The following is an 18,421-nucleotide window of genomic DNA, read 5'->3' on the forward strand; positions in this document are numbered from 1 at the left end:
CCTCGGGCCGGTTACGTTCGGAGGCATGGAGAACGTACTCCGCCCGCTGATCGTGATCGGCGGCTCGGTCGTGATCACACTGCTCATCGGCTGGGCCACCGATCTACTGCTGCGCAAGGTCGACCAACGGCACAGCGAGACGCCCCTGTGGGGCCTGCTGCGCCGCGCCCGCGTGCCCTACCAGCTCGTGCTGTGCGCGGCGATGCTGAGAGGGTCCTACGACCAGGCGCAGCTGACCGAGGAACACAAGGTCGGCGTCGGCCAGGTGCTGACGCTGGTACTGATCGGGTCCACGGCCTGGCTGGTGGTGCGGATCGCGGCCGCCATCGTCGAGTCGACGTACACCCGCTACGCGCGCGCCCACCACGACGCCGCCCGGGTCCGCCGGGTGCGCACCCAGGTGTCACTGATCATGCGTGTGGTGACGGCGATCGTCGGTGTGGTGGCGGTGGCCGCGATGCTGCTCACGTTCCCCGCGATGCGCGCGGCCGGCGCCTCGCTGCTGGCCTCGGCCGGCATCCTCGGCATCGTCGCCGGTGTCGCCGCACAGTCCACGCTCAGCAACATGTTCGCGGGGCTGCAGATCGCCTTCGGCGACATGGTGCGCCTGGGCGACACGGTCGTGGTGGACGGCGAGTGGGGCACGGTCGAGGAGATCACGCTGACGTTCCTGACCGTACGGACGTGGGACGAGCGCCGGATCACCATGCCGGTGTCGTACTTCACCTCCAAGCCGTTCGAGAACTGGTCGCGCGGTACCCCGCAGATGACCGGCATCGTCTACTGGCACCTCGACCACACGGCGCCGGTGGAGCAGATGCGCGAGAGGCTCCGCGACATCCTGCGCGAGTGCCCGGCCTGGGACGGCCGCGACTACGGCCTGGCCGTCACCGACACCACCCCGAACACCATGCAGGTGCGGGCCCTGGTGACGGCCAAGGACGCGGACGACATCTGGGCGGTGCGGGTCACGGTGCGCGAGCAGATGGTCCGCTGGCTGTGCGAGCGGCACCCGTACGCCCTGCCCCGGGTCAACACGGCGGACGCGGCTCTGCCCGCGGGCCGGCGTTCACCCGACGGCTTCCCGGACGGCGCGGCCCACCGCGCGCACGAGCCACCCCGGACGGGCCACGGCTGAGGGCCCGCGCCGGGACCGTACGAGGCCTCAGTGACCGCGCTCCGCACCCCCGTTGACCTGGACGACCTGCGAGGTGACATGCCCCGCGGCCGGCGAGGCGAGCCAGTGCAGGGTCGCGGCCACGTCGCCGGGGGTGCCGGCGCGCTTGTTCAGGGTGTCCCCCACGAGCCGCTCGCGCCGCTCGGGGTCGATCCGCGGCCCGAAGAACTCGGTGTCCTCGATGTACCCGGGCGCGACGACGTTCGCGGTGATCCCGCGCGGTCCGAGCTCCCGGGCGAGGTCATGCGCGTACGGGTGCAACGCGGCCTTGGCTCCCGCGTACGCCCCGCTGCCGGACCCCCGGTAGGCGGCGATGGAGCTGACGAACAGCACCCGTCCGCCCGGCGTGGCCAGCCGGTCCCTGAGGGCTTCCGTGAGCAGCGCGGCGGTCAGGGTGTTGATCCGGAAGTTGACGGTCCAGTCGTGCGCGACCCGGTCGAGCGGATCGGCGCTGTCCGACGCCGGCTCCATCTGCCCCGTGCCTCCGGCAGAGTGGATCAGCACGTCCACGGTCCCGAACTCCCGCTCCACGTGGTCGGCGACCCCCCGTACCGCTGCCGGATCACTCAGATCGACCGCGTACGTCGAGGCCCCGGGCACCGCCGCCTCATCGAGCACCTCCGCGCGCCGCCCGAGCAACAGGACACGGTCCCCGTCCGCCGCGAACACCTGCGCCGCCGCGAGTCCAATGCCCGTACCGCCACCGCTGATCACGACATTACGAGTCATGATCCGACCCTACGCACCGAGAGCCGCCGAACGCGAAACGACCCGGAAACCCACGCCGCCGGAAGGTCACCGCAGACTGCGCACGTCGAGGTGGCGCAACACCCGGTCCACGATCTCCGGATCCGCTCCGGGCTCGCTGCGCGCCGCCAGCACCTCGTGCCGCGCGGCGCTCAGCATCTCGCCCTGGATGCGCCGCACCCGCTTCAGCCGGCGCGCCCGGTGCTCGTGCGCCCCCCGCCGTTCCTCGTCGCCCATGTCCGGGCTGATCCGCACCCCGATGTCGAAGGCCCGCCGCAGCATCTGCTCCGACAGCTCCTCCGGCAGCTCCTCGCCCTCCTCGATCTCCCTCAGCCGCTGCTTGGCCGCCCTGGCCGCCCGGACGGCGAGTGCCTTCTCGAAGTCCTTCTCACGCTCGGTGTCGGCCCGCACTCCGAGCCGCCTCACCAGCCACGGCAGAGTGAGCCCCTGCAGCACCAGCGTGCCCATGATCACTCCGAAGGCGATGAACACGATCTCGTCCCGGTCCGGGAAGGCCGAACCGTCGTCGGTCTTCAGCGGAATCGCCAGCGCCAACGCCACCGAGGCCACGCCCCGCATCCCCGACCACCACATCACGACGGTCTCCCGCCAGGTCATCGGGATGTCCTCGTCATGGTCCCGCTTGGCATGCAGCCGCTTGGTGAGCCAGGTCGCCGGCAACAGGTACACCAGCCGTACGACGACCACCACGGCCACGATCACCCCCGCCCAGCCGAGCATCTCGCCCCACCGCCCGGCCGCCGTCCGGATCGCGTTGTGCAGTTCGAGGCCGATCAGCCCGAACGCGACGCCCGTGACGAGCGTGTCGACCACGTTCCAGAAGGTGTGCCCGGCCAGCCGGGTCATCACGTCGTCGGCGTCGTTGGCGTACTCGGCGAGGAACAGCGCGGTCATCAGCACGGCGAGCACGCCGGACCCGTGCAGCTCCTCCGCGAGCACATACGACGCGTACGGCACCAGCAGCGTCAGCCCGATCTGCAGGGTCGGGTCATCCAGCAGATCCAGCAGCCTGTTGGCGCCCCAGCCGAGCGCGACCCCGATCGCCACCGCCACCACGGCGGAGAGCACCAGGTCGAGGGCGGCCCGCCCCGGATGGAACTCCCCGCTGACGGCAGCGGCGATCGCCACGTGGTAGAGCACGATCGCCGTGACGTCGTTGAACAGCCCCTCGCCCTCCAGGATGGACACCAGGCGGCGCGGCAGCCCGAGTTGGCCCGCGACCGCGGTCGCCGCGACCGGGTCCGGCGGGGCGACCAGCGCGCCGAGCGCCACGGCGGCGGCGATGGGCAGCCCCGGCACGATCGCGTGCGCGACGGCGGCCACGCACACGGTGGTGACGAACACCAGCGCCACGGCCAGCAGGAAGATCGGCCGCAGGTTGGCCGCGAACTGCCGCCAGGACGTCCGCCGCACCGCCGCGTACAGCAGCGGCGGGAGCAGCAGGGGCAGGATCAGATCGGGCGGGACGTCGACGTTCGGCACGAAGTCGAGTACGGCGAGGACGATGCCCAGGAGAGTCATCAGCACCGGCGCCGGCAGCCCGAAGCGGTCCCCGACCGGGACACTCACCAGGGCCCCGAGCAACAGCACGAACAACAGGGCCAACTGATCCACGCTCAGCGCTCCGGGAGGGTCGACGTACGGGCAGCGGACCTCAAGCCTGCCACGCGACCCTGCCTGCCGCCCCGGGCCCGCCCGCTACAGGGCGCGCCGCATCGCCCGGTGCGGGATGCCCGCCTCCAGGTACTCCGGTCCGTACGCCTCGTATCCGAGCCGCTCGTAGAACCCGAGCGCATGCGTCTGCGCGTGCAGATCCACCGCTGCGAGCCCACGCGCGCGTGCCGCGTCCTCGACGGCGCGCACCAGCGCCGCCCCGACGCCGAGCCCGCGCGCCTGCTGCGTCACCGCGAGCCGCCCGAGCGAACCCACCGTCAGGTCGCCGTCGGTCTTCGCCGCGGCCCGCTCTCCGTGCAGCAGCCGCCCGGTGCCGAGCGGCACCCCGTCCGCCCGCACGGCCAGCACATGCACCGCCACGGCGTCGTACGCGTCGTACTCGATGTCCTCGGGCACGCCCTGCTCGCCGACGAAGACCTCCTTGCGGACCGCGAAGCACATCTCCTGGTCGGCGGGGTCCTCGGCGACGCGCACCACGTACCCGTGCGTGCTCACCCGTACGTCTCCTCGCGGACCTGGTCCAGGGCCTTCTGCAGGTCGGCCGGGTAGTCGCTCTCGAACTCGACCCACTGTCCGTCGCCGGGGTGCTCGAAGCCGAGCCGCACCGCGTGCAGCCACTGCCGGGTCAGGAACAGCCGCTTGGCGAGCGTCGGGTCGGCGCCGTACGTCAGGTCGCCGACGCAGGGGTGGCGGTGCGCGGCCATGTGCACGCGGATCTGGTGGGTGCGGCCGGTCTCCAGCTTCACGTCGAGCAGGGAGGCCGCACGGAACGCCTCGATGAGGTCGTAGTGCGTCACGGACGGCTTGCCTTCGGCCGTGACCGCCCACTTGTAGTCGTGGTTGGGGTGGCGGCCGATGGGGGCGTCGATGGTGCCGCTGGTCGGGTCCGGGTGGCCCTGCACGAGCGTGTGGTAGCGCTTGTCGACCGTGCGCTCCTTGAACTGGCGCTTGAGCGACGTGTACGCGCGCTCGGACTTGGCCACGGCCATCAGGCCGGACGTGCCGACGTCGAGCCGGTGCACGATGCCCTGGCGCTCGGCGGCGCCGGAGGTGGAGATGCGGTAGCCGGCCGCGGCGAGGCCGCCGATGACGGTCGGCCCGGTCCAGCCGGGGCTGGGGTGGGCGGCGACACCGACCGGCTTGACGATCACGACCACGTCATCGTCGTCGTACGCGATCTCCATGCCCTCGACCGGCTCCGCGACGATCTGCACGGGCGCGGGTGCCTGCGGCATCTCGACCTCGAGCCAGGCGCCGCCGTGCACCCGCTCGGACTTCCCGACCACCGAGCCGTCGACCGTGACCTTCCCCGCCGCGGCGAGTTCGGCGGCCTTCGTCCGGGAGAAGCCGAACATGCGGGAGATGGCGGCGTCGACGCGCTCGCCCTCCAGGCCGTCGGGCACGGGCAGGGTACGGATCTCGGGAACGGTGCTCACCCGTCGAGTATGCCGGACCGGTAGGACAGCCCCGTACGCCAGCCTGTGCGCTCAGGCCCCCGCTCAGTCCTTGTGGACAGTGCCGTCCGGGTCGAGTCCCTTGAACGACAGCAGCACGATCAGGACGCCGCCGCACACGATCGCGGAGTCGGCCAGGTTGAAGACCGCGAAGCCCTTGGGCGAGATGAAGTCGACGACAGCGCCTTCGAAGACGCCGGGCGAGCGGAAGATCCGGTCGGTGAGGTTGCCGAGCGCACCGCCGAGCAGCAGGCCGAGTGCGATCGCCCAGGGCACGCTGTACAGCTTGCGGGCGAGCCTGGCGATCACCACGATCACGGCCGCGGCGATCACGGTGAAGATCACGGTGAAGGCCTCGCCGAAGCCGAAGGCCGCGCCCGCGTTACGGATCGCCTCGAACTTCAGCCAGTCCCCGATGATCTCGATCGGCGCGTGATGCTCCAGCTTGGCGACCACGATCATCTTGCTGACCAGGTCGAGTGCGTACGCGAAGGCGGCGACCGCGAACAGCACGGCGATACGGCGCCTGCCCCCGGGGCGTGCGGTCTCGCCCTGCTCCGGCTCGGTCCCCGCCGCTTCTGGGGAATCCGGCGTACCGATGATGCGTTCCGCCTCTGCCACGTGAGTCCCTCAACCTAGGTACCTGACTGAGGACGAGGGTACGACACGCCTCCCCCGGCCCTCAGTACCGGCGTTCCTGCTTCTGCTTGCACTCGACACACAGGGTGGCCCGGGGGAACGCCTGCATGCGGGCCTTGCCGATGGCGTTGCCACAGTTCTCGCACAGCCCGTAGGTGCCGGCGTCCAGCCGTTGCATGGCGTGCTCGGTCTGCAAGAGCATCTCGCGCGCGTTGGCAGCGAGCGCCAGCTCGTGCTCTCGCGTGATGTTCTTGGTGCCGGTGTCCGCCTGGTCGTCGCCCGCGCCGTCCCCTGAGTCCCGCATCAGGCCGGCGACGGCGTTCTCGGACGCGGTGATCTCGTCGCGCAGCCGCTGCCCCTCGGACAGCAGCTCGGCACGCGCCTCCTCGACCTCCTCGGGGGTCCAGGGCTCCTCGCCGGGGCGAACCGCGAGCTCGCCCGGCTCAGCCGCGGCGAGCCGTGCCTTGGGCAGGGCGGTCTTCGCCGCTGTGGCCGTGCCTGGAGTCTTCTTCGTAACCACTGTCGTGGCTCCCGTCTGCTCCGCGGCCTCCGCCGCACCCACCGTCCTGGCCGTACGCTTCCTACCCACACTCTTCGCGGCCGCGCCCTCCCCCGCGCCCCGCGCCCCACCCGCGCCCTTCACACCCGCACCCTTCACACCCACGCCCTTCACGCCCCCGGCTTTCCCGGCACCCGGCTTCACGCCCACGCCTTCCGCGGCCTTTCCACCGCCCCGCTTCACGCCCTCGCTTCCGGCATCCGCTGCGGCGCCTTTCCCCTTCCCGGCTTTCCCGGCCGCCCGCTTCGCAGCCTTCTTGCCCGCGGTTTCCCCCGCCCCGGCGCCGGCCACGGTCTTCGTTCCCGCGTCCCGCTCGTCCGAGTCCTGCCCGGCCGCGGTCTTCTTACCGACACGTCGCCCGGCACCGCCCGGTTCGGCGGCGCCTTCCGATACGGCGGTCCTCTTGCCCGCGGCCTTCTTCCCGGCCACCTTCCTCGCGACCGTCTCCTTCGCGGCGGACCTCTTCGAAGCCGCCTTCTTGGTGGCCGCCTTCTTGATGGCCGCCTTCTTCACCCCGGCCTTCTGCGCAGCCCCCGCCTTCTCGGCGCCCTTACCGGCGGCCGCCCCCCTGCCGCCCGTCGCCTTGCCTCCGCCGGTCGCCTTCCCCGCGCCCGTAGATCTCTCAGGCTCCTCCGCGGCCTCACCTTTCGACGCAGTCGCCTTGGAGTCGGTCACTTTGGAGTCGGTCGCCTTCTTGGTGGTGCTCTGCTTCCCCCGAGCCGTCTTCTTCGCGGCCCCCGGCCCCCTACTGCCGGCGGCCCCCCGCACCGTCTTCACCGACTTCGCGGCCGTCGTGGCCGTACGCGCCGGAACCCCTCCCCGCGCGCTCTTCTTCCCGCTCACATCCTTGGCCGCACCGCCGGAGGCCTGGGTGGACCCGTCGGACGCCGACTGCTGTACGGCGGTCTTCTTCGCCACCATGGCCGCGGCCCCTTCACATATTGTGATCTTGCACGCGAATCGTGCTGGGACGATAAATCGACTTGAGCCCCGCGGCAACGGGGCACACCCCCGGATTCGCCCGGCCCGCGCCCGCCGCTCGCAAGCCTGCCTGCGTTGTGCCCAGCTCCCCGCGGGGTAATCCGCCGGACCGACCGCCGCAGGATCCGAACAGGCGTACCGCGCCATTCGGGTCATCGCCGCCCGTCCGGCACCCGCGCCCCCGGGTACCCGAAAACCGGTCGGCCGCTGTCCGTGCGGCGCCGTACACTGGGCGGAGCGAAAAGCATGGATGGGGACGAGTAGCGGCGTACGCAGCCCAGAGCGACCCGGGGACGGTGGAAGCCCGGGGGCAGGCGCGACGTGAAGATCACCCCGGAGCCGCCGGAAGAAAGCCCCGCAAGGGCGAGTAGAGCCGGCATCGCGACCCCAATGAGGGGGCTCACAGGTGCAGAGCACGCACCCGGGAGCCAAGGAGGGTGGTACCGCGGGAGCGCGCCGAACCCGGCGCAGGAAGTGACACAGCTCTCGTCCCTCCGGACGGAAGGCAGCAAGTCCGCCGGAGGAAGCTCGCTGATGACAACGCCGACGTACCGCCAGGTGCCCGCCCAGGTCGACCTGCCCGCCCTCGAGCACGCCGTGCTCGACTTCTGGCGCGAGCAGAAGATCTTCGCCAAGAGCCTGGAGCAGTCCGAGGGCCGCCCCGAGTGGGTGTTCTACGAGGGCCCGCCCACCGCCAACGGCATGCCGGGCGCCCACCACATCGAGGCCCGCGTCTTCAAGGACGTCTTCCCCCGCTTCCGCACCATGCGCGGCTACCACGTGGCCCGCAAGGCCGGCTGGGACTGCCACGGCCTCCCGGTGGAGCTGACGGTCGAGAAGGAACTCGGCTTCAGCGGCAAGCAGGACATCGAGGCGTACGGCATCGCCGCCTTCAACGACAAGTGCCGTGCGTCCGTCCTCCGCCACACCGACGCGTTCGAAGAGCTCACGACCCGCATGGGCTACTGGGTCGACCTGAACGACGCGTACGTCACGATGGACCCCGAGTACATCGAGTCGGTCTGGTGGTCGCTCAAGGAGATCTACGGCAAGGGCCTGCTGGTCCAGGACCACCGCGTCGCCCCCTGGTGCCCGCGCTGCGGCACGGGCCTCTCCGACCACGAGCTGGCGCAGGGCTACGAGACGGTCGTCGACCCGTCCGTGTACGTCCGCTTCCCGCTCACCTCCGGTCCGCTCGCCGGCGAAGCCGCGCTCCTGGTGTGGACGACGACGCCCTGGACGCTGGTCTCCAACACCGCCGTCGCCGCGCACCCCGAGGTCACCTACGTCGTCGTGACCGACGGCGAGGAGAAGCTCGTCGTCGCCGAGCCGCTCGTCGGCAAGGCGCTCGGCGAGGGCTGGGAGACCACGGACCAGACCTTCACGGGCAAGGAAATGGAGCGTTGGACCTACCAACGTCCGTTCGAGCTCGTGGAGTTCCCGGCCGAGGCACATTTCGTCGTCAACGCCGAATACGTCACGACCGAGGACGGTACGGGCCTGGTCCACCAGTCCCCCGCCTTCGGTGAGGACGACCTCAAGGTCTGCCGCGCCTACGGCCTGCCCGTCGTGAACCCCGTCCGCCCGGACGGCACCTTCGAGGAGGACGTCCCCCTGGTCGGCGGTGTCTTCTTCAAGAAGGCGGACGAACGGCTCACCGAGGACCTCCAGCAGCGCGGCCTCCTCTTCAGGCACATCCCGTACGAGCACAGCTACCCGCACTGCTGGCGCTGCCACACCGCGCTCCTCTACTACGCGCAGCCGTCCTGGTACATCCGCACCACGGCCATCAAGGACCGTCTGCTGCAGGAGAACGAGAACACCAACTGGTTCCCGGACACGGTCAAGCACGGCCGCTACGGCGACTGGCTGAACAACAACATCGACTGGGCACTGTCCCGCAACCGCTACTGGGGCACCCCGCTGCCGATCTGGCGCTGCGAGGACGACCACCTCACCGTCGTCGGCTCCCGCGCGGAGCTCACCGAGCTGACCGGCACCGACCAGTCCGACCTCGACCCGCACCGCCCGTACATCGACGACGTCACCTTCGCCTGCCCTCAGTGCGCGAAGACGGCGACGCGCGTGCCGGAGGTCATCGACGCCTGGTACGACTCGGGTTCGATGCCGTTCGCGCAGTGGGGCTACCCGTACAAGAACAAGGAACTCTTCGAGGCCCGCTACCCGGCGCAGTTCATCTCCGAGGCCATCGACCAGACCCGCGGCTGGTTCTACACGCTGATGGCGATCGGCACGCTGGTCTTCGACAAGTCCAGTTACGAGAACGTCGTCTGCCTCGGCCACATCCTCGCCGAGGACGGCCGCAAGATGTCCAAGCACCTGGGCAACATCCTGCAGCCGATCCCGCTGATGGACCAGCACGGAGCGGACGCGGTCCGCTGGTTCATGGCGGCGGGCGGCTCTCCGTGGGCGGCACGCCGCGTGGGCCACGGCACCATCCAGGAGGTCGTCCGCAAGACGCTCCTCACGTACTGGAACACGGTCGCCTTCCAGGCCCTGTACGCGCGCACCTCCAACTGGGCGCCCAGCGAGGCGGATCCGGCACCGGCCGACCGCCCGGTCCTGGACCGCTGGCTGCTGTCCGAACTGCACGCGCTCACGGACCAGGTGACCGAGTCCCTGGAGGCGTACGACACCCAGCGCGCAGGCAAGCTCCTGTCGGCGTTCGTCGACGACCTGTCCAACTGGTACGTCCGCCGCTCCCGGCGCCGCTTCTGGCAGGGCGACAAGGCGGCGCTGCGCACCCTGCACGAGGTCGTCGAGACGGTCACCAAGCTGATGGCCCCGCTGACCCCGTTCATCACCGAGCGGGTGTGGCAGGACCTGATCGTGCCGGTCACCCCGGGCGCGCCCGAGTCCGTGCACCTCGCCTCCTGGCCGCAGACGGACCTGGCCTCGATCGACCCGGAGCTGTCGAAGCAGATGGTGCTGGTGCGCCGGCTCGTCGAGCTGGGCCGCGCCACGCGCGCGGAGTCGGGCGTGAAGACCCGGCAGCCGCTGTCCCGTGCGCTCGTCGCCGCGACCGGCTTCGACACCCTCGACCGCGCACTGCACGCGCAGATCACGGAGGAGCTGAACGTCAGCTCGCTCGCGTCCTTGAGCGAGGTCGGCGGCAGCCTGGTCGACACGACCGCGAAGGCCAACTTCCGCGCCCTCGGCAAGCGTTTCGGCAAGCGCGTCCAGGACGTGGCCAAGGCCGTCGCGAACGCCGACGCGGCCGCGCTCTCGCTCGCGCTGCGCGAGGGCACGGCCTCGGTCGAGGTCGACGGCGAGACGATCACCCTCGCTCCCGACGAGGTGATCATCACGGAGACGCCGCGCGAGGGCTGGTCGGTGGCCTCCGACTCGGGTGCCACGGTCGCCCTCGACCTGGAGATCACCGAGGAGCTGCGCCAGGCGGGCCTGGCCCGTGACGCGATCCGCCTGATCCAGGAGGCCCGCAAGAACAGCGGCCTCGACGTGGCCGACCGCATCGCGCTGCGCTGGACTTCGACCGACCCCGCCGTCATCGCGGCGCTGAGCGAGCACGCGGGCCTGATCGCCGACGAGGTCCTGGCGACGGCCTTCTTGAATGAGCACAGCGCCCAGGGCGAGGCGGACGACACATACGGCGAGCCGTTCACCGACGAGGGCCTGTCGCTGACGTTCCGCCTCCGGAAGGTCTAGCCACTCGTCATCAGCGGCTCCGCCGCGGGGGTGCGACCAACTCCCCGCGGCGGAGCCGCTGATGACACAGCCCGCGCCGTAGAGGCCGGCACGGGCATCGCTCCCTCCATACGCGCAAAAGGGCGGGGCCCCGGATCGAAATCCGGGGCCCCGCCCTTTTGAACGCTGCCGGCGTCTACGGCGTACTACTCACCGTGCCGCGGCCGTCAGTTGTCGTCCTCATCGATAAGGAACCCGCGCATCGGCGAGGGAGCCTGACCCATCGGCGACGGGCCCTGCGGCCGCACCGGAGCCATCGGCTGGGTCATCGCCGGGGACATCTGCTGCTGGCCGCCGTAGGACGGACCAGCGGGAGCCGGGGCGCCACCCATGGTCGGGTTGCCGCCGTACGACGGAGCGCTCGCGCCGGCCGGTGCCATGGAGGGCGCCGGGGACGGCGGCAGAGACGCGGCCGCCGGAGTGCGCGGCGGAGCCAGCGAGTCGTCGGCCTGAGTCTCAAGCTGACGCAGCTGGGACTCCAGGTACGACTTCAGGCGCGTACGGTACTCGCGCTCGAAGCCGCGCAGGTCCTCGACCTTGCGCTCCAGCGTGGCGCGGGCGGACTCCAGGGAGCCCATCGCGACGCGGTGCTTCTCCTGCGCGTCCCGCTCCAGCGCGTCGGCCTTGGCACGGGCGTCACGCTCGAGGCCCTCGGCGCGGCTGCGGGCCTCGCCGACGATCTTGTTGGCTTCGGAACGGGCCTCGGCGATCGCCTGGTCGGCGGTCTGCTGGGCCAGCGAGAGGACACGGGCAGCGCTGTCGCCACCGGGGCCCTGACCGGGGCCGCCCATCGGGCCGCCCATGGGACCTCCCATGGGGCCGCCCATCGGGCCACCCATCTGCTGCTGCATGGGGGGCTGGCCACCCATCGGGCCCTGACCCATGGGGCCTTGACCCATCGGACCCTGGCCCATCGGACCGGGACCCTGGGGACCACCCTGACCACCGCCGGGACCGGCGGGCAGCTGCGGGGCACCGCTCGGCAGCTGGGGCGGGCCACCCATGGGGCCACCCATCTGCTGCTGCGGCGGGCCCGATATGCCGGCGGGCACGGGTCCGCCCGGCCCACGCATTCCCTGCTGCGGCATTCCCTGCTGCGGCATTCCCTGCTGCGGCATACCGCCCTGCTGGGGCATACCCTGCTGCTGGTCCTGCGGACCGGGGCCGCCGGGACCCTCCGGGGGCTTGCGCATGTTCTGCTGGTTCTGGGCAGCAGCACGCGTCGCCGCGGCCAGTTTGGCGCGCAGGTCCTCGTTCTCCCGGAGCAGGCGGGTCAGTTCGGCTTCGACCTCATCGAGGAAGGCATCGACCTCGTCCTCGTCATAGCCTTCTCGGAGGCGGACGGTCGTGAACTGCTTGTTCCGCACGTCCTCGGGGGTCAACGGCATCTCTTCACCTCAACGTAGTCGTCGGCATTCGGCAAGACGGTAGGTCACATCGATCACAGCCGGCTCACGATCGAGATCAGGATGTAGACGATGATCATCAGTACGAAGAAGGACAGATCGAGCGCCACGCCCCCGAGACGCAGCGGCGGAATGAACCGCCGCAGAAGCTTGAGCGGTGGATCAGTGACAGTGTAGGTGGCCTCCAGAACGACCACCATCGCCTTGCCGGGTTGCCACGAGCGGGCGAACTGGAAGACGTAGTCCATGACCAACCGGAAGATGAGCACGATGAGGAAACACATCAGCGCGATGTAGATGACATCCAAAACCACGCTCATGACCCGTGCTTCCCTCTCCCCTGTTTCCGTGCTGCGGTACTGCTTTGTATCGCTGTTTCCGGTCGTGTGTCTCAGCTCTGGTTGAAGAACCCGCCCTCTGCGATGCGGGCCTTGTCCTCCGCCGTGACATCGACGTTAGCAGGCGACAACAGGAACACCTTCTGCGTCACCCGCTCGATGCTGCCGTGAAGACCAAACACCAAACCGGCCGCAAAGTCGACAAGTCGCTTCGCATCTGTGTCATCCATCTCAGTCAGATTCATGATCACCGGGGTGCCCTCACGGAAGTGTTCCCCGATGGTACGGGCCTCGTTGTAGGTCCGCGGGTGAAGCGTGGTGATCCGATAAGGCTCTCGTTCCGACACGACCTTGGGCATGATCACCGGTGCGTTCTTCTCCAGGCTTGCGCGTTCTTGTGTGATGGACGCCACGGGCGCGATGCGCGCCGGACGGCCGGATTCCGCGCCTAGCGAAGCCGAACGAGCTACCGGTTCGCGAGACACGGGCGGCTGCACGATTCGCACCTCTTCGTCCCTTTGGGACTGATGTGCTACGTGCGACTGGTGGGACGGCTCGTGCCGCCGGTGGTCCCGTTCGGGCTCGGGATCCAGTTCGGGCTCGAAGTCGTCATCGGGGTCGAATCCCCGGCCGTCGTACCCATCGTCCTCCACGAGGCCGAGGTAGACCGCCATCTTGCGCATCGCGCCGGCCATGCTCTGAGTCCTCCGCTCTGTGGTGGATCGGGCTGACGACTGCCAAGTGCCCGCGATCCACGAGGTCGTTACGCCCGCCTTCGGCGGCATTGACCATATTTTCTGCTGTGGTCCGACTTCCTGGCGACGTTACCCGAGCCTGGCACGGACTCCGAGTACCGCGGTACCGACGCGTACATGTGTCGCTCCGGCCGCCACGGCCTGTTCGAGGTCCGCACTCATTCCCGCCGAGACCATGTTGGCAGCCGGATGGTCTCGGCGCAGGTCGGTCGACAAATCCATCAACCGCTCGAATGCCGCCAGTTCGCGTCCCGCGTAAGGGCCGGTGAGCGGCGCGACGGTCATCAGACCATCCAGTCGCAACCCGGGCGCCCGTGCCACCGATTCACCCAACTCCGCGACGCCGCCGGGCCCGACGCCGCCGCGCTCCCCGCGTCCGCCCCCGCCCGCCGCGGCCTCCTCCGCATCGAGCGCGACCTGGATCAGGCAGCCGAGTTCGCGCTCCTGTCGCACCGCCTCCTTCGAGAGCGCAGTGACGAGCCGAGTGCGGTCGACGGACTGCACCAGGCCGGCATAACCGACCACGGAACGCACCTTGTTGGTCTGCAGTTGACCCACAAAATGCCAAGTCAGGGGCAGATCCGAACATTCGGTTGCCTTGGGGGCAGCGTCCTGGTCGCGGTTCTCGGCCACATGCCGCACTCCGAGTTCCGCGAGGATCCGCACGTCGCTCGCCGGGTACGTCTTGGTGACCACGATCAGGGTCACGTCCTCGCGCTTGCGCCCGGCGGCCGCGCACGCGGCGGCGATGCGACGCTCCACCTTCGCCAGGTTCTGGGCGAGTTCGTCCTTACGGTCCGTCATGCCTCTCAGTCCAACCAGACATATCCCGCGAGTCGCCCCGTCGTGCGATCGCGGCGGTACGAGAAGTGATCGTCCGACTCCAGCGTGCACACCGGCGACTGCTCCCGGTCGTGCACCCCGAGCCGCTCGAGCTGCGCGTGCACTCCGGCGGTCACGTCGACCGCGGGCGTGCCCCAGCTCGTCTCGGCGTGCGCGGCCGGCTCGACGGCGGCCACGTCGGCGCGCATCGCCTCCGGCACCTCGTAGCACCGGCCGCAGACGGCGGGGCCGGTGCGGGCGACGATCCGGCCCGGTTCGGCACCGAGTTCCGTCATGGCCCGTACGGCGGCCGGGACGACCCCGGCGACCATGCCGGGCCGTCCCGCGTGGGCCGCGGCGACGACCCCGGCGACAGGGTCGGCGAGCAGGACGGGCGTGCAGTCGGCGGTGAGGACGGCGAGCGCGAGACCGCGCCGCGTCGTGACGACGGCGTCGACCTCGGGTACGGGACGATCGCCCCACGGCCCGTCGACCACCGCCACCTCCGCGCCGTGCACCTGGTTCATCCACACCACCCGAGCCGCGTCCAGACCAAGGGACTTGGCGGCCAGCTCGCGATTGGTCCGTACGGCGTCGGGGTCGTCGCCGACCGCTCCGCCGAGGTTGAGCTCCTCGTACGGAACGGCGCTCACCCCGCCCCACCGGTCGGTGAAGGCGAAGTGCGCGCCGCTCACAGTGCTCGTTTCGGAGCGCTGTCCTATCACTTCAGGAAGTCCGGCACGTCCAGTTCCTCGGCTGCGCTGTCGTAGGACCGCGACGGCGGGACCGGCGGGGCGACGGGGATGTCGTTCGCCGGCTCCGGCGCGGGCTCCGGGTCCTCCTTCGGCGTGACGCTGCCCAGCGAGCCGAAGGACGGACGGCTCTCGGACTGCCGTACGGGAGTGGGCTCGTCGCGGCGGGCCGAGGCGGAGGACGAACCGAGGACGTTGTCCCGCTTGGAGGGCGGCTGGCCGCCGTCGAAGCCGGCCGCGATCACGGTGACCCGCACCTCGTCGCCGAGGGCGTCGTCGATGACCGCGCCGAAGATGATGTTGGCCTCGGGGTGGGCGGCCTCGCTGACCAGCTGGGCGGCCTCGTTGATCTCGAACAGACCGAGGTCGCTGCCGCCGGAGATGGAGAGCAGCACACCGCGGGCGCCGTCGATCGACGCCTCCAGCAGCGGCGAGGAGATCGCCATCTCGGCCGCGGCCACCGCGCGGTCGTCCCCGCGGGCCGAACCGATGCCCATGAGGGCCGAACCGGCCTCGGACATCACGGACTTGACGTCGGCGAAGTCGAGGTTGATCAGGCCGGGGGTGGTGATGAGGTCGGTGATGCCCTGGACACCGGAGAGCAGGACCTGGTCGGCCGACTTGAAGGCGTCCAGCACCGAGACCTGGCGGTCCGAGATGGACAGCAGCCGGTCGTTCGGGATGACGATGAGGGTGTCGACCTCTTCGCGGAGTTCGGCGATGCCGTCCTCGGCCTGGTTGGCGCGACGCCGGCCCTCGAAGGTGAACGGGCGGGTGACCACGCCGATGGTGAGGGCGCCCAGGTTGCGTGCGATGTTGGCCACAACGGGCGCGCCGCCGGTACCGGTGCCGCCGCCTTCTCCGGCCGTCACGAAGACCATGTCGGCCCCCTTGAGGACCTCTTCGATCTCCTCGCGGTGATCCTCGGCGGCCTTGCGGCCGACGGCCGGGTTGGCTCCGGCGCCGAGTCCGCGGGTGAGTTCACGGCCGACGTCGAGTTTGACGTCTGCGTCGCTCATCAACAGCGCCTGAGCGTCGGTGTTGATGGCGATGAACTCGACGCCCTTGAGACCGACCTCGATCATCCGGTTGATGGCATTGACACCACCGCCGCCGACACCGATGACTTTGATGACTGCGAGGTAGTTCTGCGGTGCTGCCACGTCGAAGGCCTCTCGCCTCGAGTTACGTGTCGCCTTCTCGCGGTTGCCCGTGATCCGACGACTGATGCCGAATGGGACGGTCCATAGCGCCGACCCGAACCCTAACGTTGAAGTTTAGGGTTACCAGTGTGTCTGTTCCCTGGAGTCTTCTGAACAGGACACTAAGTCGACAAGTGGCGCACGTTCAACGAACACGCCGAACCTCCCGTTTTTCTTTTCACCCTATGTGATCAGCCGTAGCAGTGACCAACCAGGGTGCTGGCCTGCGCGGACGTGCGTCAACTCCCTGCTGACGCAGGCGCGGTGGGAACCGAAACGTCGAAGTGCCGCGCATCGGGAGCTGCTTTCATGAGAGCGGTGAGCGTACGGGCCTTCGCGGCACCCTTGTCGCCACTCCCCCAGGCGACCCTCCGGCCGTCACCCAACTCCAGTGAGATGTCGTCGTATGAACGCACCTTGACGGCCTCGGTGACGTGGGCGACGGCGTCCGGAATGGCACGGGCGACGCGCACCGCCTCCCGCACCAACCCGTCCTCGCCGAAGCGCCGCAGGCTCGCGGCCGACGAGCCCGGGGAGGCCAGGGCCAATTCCAGTGCCGGAACGCCTTTCGGGGCCTGGGAAACCGTGGCGAAACGGACACCCTCATCGTCCACTTCGACGAACTTTCCGCCTTTTTGGACAATCAGAACCGGAGTGCGCTCAACCACTTTCAGGCCGATTCCGTGGGGCCAGGAGCGGACCACGTCAACCGTGTCAATTCGGGGTAGTTTTCGGCTGAGGCGCGTCTCGATCGCAGCGGTGTCGACGGAAATCAACGGCGCCCCGACCGGGACTTCGGCCGCCTCGCGCACCTCGGCGGGCGTCAGAACGCTGGTGCCCGAGACCGATACGCGCTCCACGCGCGTCCAGTGCGAGCCGTACAACAGCCAGACGACGCCCGCCCCGAGAAGGACGAGCACGATGGCCAGGATGATGATCGTACGAGGGCGGGGGAGCCTCAACCTCCGTGCCGGAGGCGGGCCGGACGACTCCTGCTGGCGTTCACCGCGTTCGGCGGTGGTCGGTCCGGCCACGCTCCCTGCCCTTCACCTACATTGAAATACAGTCCTATTGACGTGCACGACGGTCGGCGATCGCCTCGTACACCATGCCGACGAGCAGGTCGTCGGCGTCCCGACGGCCGAACTCGGCGGCGGCGCGGGACATCTCGTACAGCCGGTGCGGGTCGGCGAGCACGGGCAGGACGTTGCCCCGTACCCAGTCGGGCGTCAGTTCCGCGTCGTCGACCAGCAGCCCGCCGCCGGCCTTCACCACCGGCTGGGCGTTCAGCCGCTGTTCGCCGTTGCCGATGGGCAGCGGGACATAGGCGGCCGGGAGTCCGACGGCGGAGAGTTCGGCGACGGTCATCGCGCCCGCACGGCAGAGCATCATGTCGGCCGCCGCGTACGCGAGGTCCATCCGGTCCAGATAACTTACCGGGATATACGGGGGCATTCCCGGCATCTGCTGCACATGCGGCAGTTCGTTCTTCGGGCCGACCGCGTGCAGGATCTGGATGCCGGCCTGCTGCAGCCAGGGTGCGACCTGCTGGACGACCTCGTTGAGGCGGCGGGCGCCCTGCGAGCCGCCGGAGACCAGCAGCGTGGGCAGGTTGGGGTCGAGCCCGAACATCGCGCGGGCCTCGGGGCGGACGGCGGCCCGGTCCAGCATGGCGATGGCGCGGCGCAGCGGGATGCCGATGTAGCGGGCGTCGCGCAGCTTGCTGTCGGGGGTGGAGACGGCGACCCTGGCGGCGTAGCGCGAGCCGATCTTGTTGGCGAGGCCGGGACGGGCGTTGGCCTCGTGGATCACGATCGGCACACCGAGGCGCTTGGCGGCGAGGTAGCCGGGCAGGGCGACGTAACCGCCGAAGCCGACGACGGCGTCCGCCTTCGTGCGCTCCAGGATCTGCTCGGTCGCCTTGATCGTGCCGCGCAGTCGGCCCGGGACGGTGATGAGTTCGGGCGTGGGCTTGCGCGGCAGTGGCACGGCAGGGATCAGCGCGAGTTCATAGCCCCGCTGCGGAACGAGCGTGGTCTCCAGGCCCCGCTCCGTGCCCAGGGCCGTGATCCCCACGGTCGGGTCCTGCCTGCGCAGGGCGTCCGCGAGGGCGAGCGCGGGCTCGATGTGGCCGGCGGTCCCCCCACCGGCGAGTACGACATGCACCG

Annotated in this window: 16 protein-coding genes; 2 read left to right on the forward strand and 14 right to left on the reverse strand. The window is 70.1% G+C overall.

What is annotated here, in order from left to right; genetic code table 11:
- Positions 1-25 precede the first annotated feature (25 nt).
- Positions 26-1,138 carry a mechanosensitive ion channel family protein gene (locus ACYUED_RS11570; RefSeq protein ID WP_491292193.1) on the forward strand — a complete coding sequence of 371 codons (1,113 nt, stop codon included), beginning with the start codon at positions 26-28 and terminating at the stop codon, positions 1,136-1,138.
- 27 nt (positions 1,139-1,165) lie between these two features.
- Here the strand turns inward: ACYUED_RS11570 and ACYUED_RS11575 are convergent, their stop codons facing one another.
- The 6 genes from ACYUED_RS11575 to ACYUED_RS11600 form a co-directional block, all read right to left on the reverse strand.
- Positions 1,166-1,906, reverse strand: a complete 741-nt coding sequence (locus tag ACYUED_RS11575) for an SDR family NAD(P)-dependent oxidoreductase (protein ID WP_491292194.1) — start codon at positions 1,904-1,906, stop codon at positions 1,166-1,168.
- A 66-nt stretch (positions 1,907-1,972) separates the two neighbouring features.
- Positions 1,973-3,559, reverse strand: coding sequence for a Na+/H+ antiporter (locus ACYUED_RS11580; protein WP_491292195.1), 1,587 nt, complete (start codon positions 3,557-3,559; stop codon positions 1,973-1,975).
- Between the two features lie 84 nt (positions 3,560-3,643).
- Positions 3,644-4,114, reverse strand: coding sequence for a GNAT family N-acetyltransferase (locus ACYUED_RS11585; protein ID WP_491292196.1), 471 nt, complete (start codon positions 4,112-4,114; stop codon positions 3,644-3,646).
- Positions 4,111-5,055: an RluA family pseudouridine synthase gene (locus tag ACYUED_RS11590; protein ID WP_266512680.1), complete on the reverse strand. Its 945-nt coding sequence runs from the start codon at positions 5,053-5,055 to the stop codon at positions 4,111-4,113. The genes ACYUED_RS11585 and ACYUED_RS11590 overlap by 4 nt, the downstream gene beginning before the upstream one ends.
- 63 nt (positions 5,056-5,118) lie before the next feature.
- A complete protein-coding gene (lspA, locus tag ACYUED_RS11595; protein WP_491292197.1) occupies positions 5,119-5,694 on the reverse strand; it encodes a signal peptidase II in 576 nt (191 codons plus the stop codon).
- 61 nt (positions 5,695-5,755) lie between these two features.
- Positions 5,756-7,192, reverse strand: a complete 1,437-nt coding sequence (locus ACYUED_RS11600) for a TraR/DksA family transcriptional regulator (protein ID WP_491292198.1) — start codon at positions 7,190-7,192, stop codon at positions 5,756-5,758.
- Between the two features lie 594 nt (positions 7,193-7,786).
- On the opposite strand from ACYUED_RS11600, the gene ileS reads away from it, so the two are divergent.
- The gene (ileS, locus tag ACYUED_RS11605) at positions 7,787-10,939 is read left to right on the forward strand and encodes an isoleucine--tRNA ligase (RefSeq protein WP_491292199.1); all 3,153 of its coding nucleotides are present in this window, start codon (positions 7,787-7,789) and stop codon (positions 10,937-10,939) included.
- 206 nt (positions 10,940-11,145) lie between these two features.
- On the opposite strand, the gene ACYUED_RS11610 is transcribed toward ileS, so the two are convergent.
- From ACYUED_RS11610 to murG, 8 genes are all read right to left on the reverse strand, one after another.
- Entirely contained in the window at positions 11,146-12,366 is a 1,221-nt protein-coding gene (locus tag ACYUED_RS11610) for a DivIVA domain-containing protein (RefSeq protein WP_491292200.1), read from the reverse strand.
- Positions 12,367-12,419: 53 nt separating this feature from the next.
- Positions 12,420-12,704, reverse strand: a complete 285-nt coding sequence (locus ACYUED_RS11615; protein ID WP_016435858.1) for a YggT family protein — start codon at positions 12,702-12,704, stop codon at positions 12,420-12,422.
- Positions 12,705-12,775: 71 nt separating this feature from the next.
- On the reverse strand, positions 12,776-13,417 hold the full coding sequence (locus ACYUED_RS11620) for a cell division protein SepF (RefSeq protein WP_266512699.1): 642 nt from the start codon (positions 13,415-13,417) through the stop codon (positions 12,776-12,778).
- A 129-nt stretch (positions 13,418-13,546) separates the two neighbouring features.
- A complete protein-coding gene (locus ACYUED_RS11625; RefSeq protein ID WP_491292201.1) occupies positions 13,547-14,281 on the reverse strand; it encodes a YggS family pyridoxal phosphate-dependent enzyme in 735 nt (244 codons plus the stop codon).
- 5 nt (positions 14,282-14,286) lie between these two features.
- Positions 14,287-15,024 carry a peptidoglycan editing factor PgeF gene (gene pgeF, locus ACYUED_RS11630; protein ID WP_491292202.1) on the reverse strand — a complete coding sequence of 246 codons (738 nt, stop codon included), beginning with the start codon at positions 15,022-15,024 and terminating at the stop codon, positions 14,287-14,289.
- Positions 15,021-16,214 carry a cell division protein FtsZ gene (ftsZ, locus tag ACYUED_RS11635; protein WP_266512707.1) on the reverse strand — a complete coding sequence of 398 codons (1,194 nt, stop codon included), beginning with the start codon at positions 16,212-16,214 and terminating at the stop codon, positions 15,021-15,023. The genes pgeF and ftsZ overlap by 4 nt, the downstream gene beginning before the upstream one ends.
- A 278-nt stretch (positions 16,215-16,492) precedes the next feature.
- The gene (locus ACYUED_RS11640; RefSeq protein ID WP_491292204.1) at positions 16,493-17,287 is read right to left on the reverse strand and encodes a cell division protein FtsQ/DivIB; all 795 of its coding nucleotides are present in this window, start codon (positions 17,285-17,287) and stop codon (positions 16,493-16,495) included.
- A 34-nt stretch (positions 17,288-17,321) separates the two neighbouring features.
- Entirely contained in the window at positions 17,322-18,419 is a 1,098-nt protein-coding gene (gene murG, locus ACYUED_RS11645; protein WP_266679222.1) for an undecaprenyldiphospho-muramoylpentapeptide beta-N-acetylglucosaminyltransferase, read from the reverse strand.
- Positions 18,420-18,421 lie beyond the last annotated feature (2 nt).

The sequence above is a fragment of the Streptomyces sp. DF42 genome, from assembly GCF_058267695.1.

Excerpts from the sequence above, each read along its gene's own strand:
- ACYUED_RS11620 (WP_266512699.1), bottom strand. The coding sequence starts at position 13,417 with ATGGCCGGCGCGATGCGCAAGATGGCGGTCTACCTCGGCCTCGTGGAG.
- ACYUED_RS11570 (WP_491292193.1), top strand. The coding sequence starts at position 26 with ATGGAGAACGTACTCCGCCCGCTGATCGTGATCGGCGGCTCGGTCGTG.
- ACYUED_RS11600 (WP_491292198.1), bottom strand. The coding sequence starts at position 7,192 with ATGGTGGCGAAGAAGACCGCCGTACAGCAGTCGGCGTCCGACGGGTCC.
- ileS (WP_491292199.1), top strand. The coding sequence starts at position 7,787 with ATGACAACGCCGACGTACCGCCAGGTGCCCGCCCAGGTCGACCTGCCC.
- ACYUED_RS11625 (WP_491292201.1), bottom strand. The coding sequence starts at position 14,281 with ATGACGGACCGTAAGGACGAACTCGCCCAGAACCTGGCGAAGGTGGAG.
- ACYUED_RS11575 (WP_491292194.1), bottom strand. The coding sequence starts at position 1,906 with ATGACTCGTAATGTCGTGATCAGCGGTGGCGGTACGGGCATTGGACTC.
- ACYUED_RS11615 (WP_016435858.1), bottom strand. The coding sequence starts at position 12,704 with ATGAGCGTGGTTTTGGATGTCATCTACATCGCGCTGATGTGTTTCCTC.
- ACYUED_RS11610 (WP_491292200.1), bottom strand. The coding sequence starts at position 12,366 with ATGCCGTTGACCCCCGAGGACGTGCGGAACAAGCAGTTCACGACCGTC.